The 281-nt window shown below is 38.1% G+C and carries 1 protein-coding gene; it reads right to left on the bottom strand.

Going from position 1 to position 281, the window contains the following annotated elements; genetic code table 11:
- A partial coding sequence (locus E4T68_RS09085) for a hypothetical protein (protein WP_194185120.1) occupies positions 1 to 281 on the bottom strand: 281 nt, incomplete at both ends.

Consider the following 281-nt stretch of genomic DNA (forward strand, 5'->3'; position numbering starts at 1 on the left):
TTAGTGATGTGCTTAATGACTCACTTGCGCTTAGTGATGTACTTAATGATTGGCTTGCACTTAACGATGTACTTAGTGATTGACTAGCACTTAGTGATGTGCTTAATGACTCACTCGCACTTAGTGATGTGCTTAATGACTCACTTGCACTTAGTGATGTACTTAATGATTCACTTGCACTTAGTGAGGTACTTAGTGATTCGCTCGCACTTAGTGAGGTACTTAATGATTCACTTGCGCTTATTGATGTACTTAATGATGTACTTAGTGATTCACTTGTA

The sequence above is a fragment of the Granulicatella sp. WM01 genome, assembly GCF_004570605.1.
In the GTDB taxonomy this organism is placed as follows: domain Bacteria; phylum Bacillota; class Bacilli; order Lactobacillales; family Aerococcaceae; genus WM01.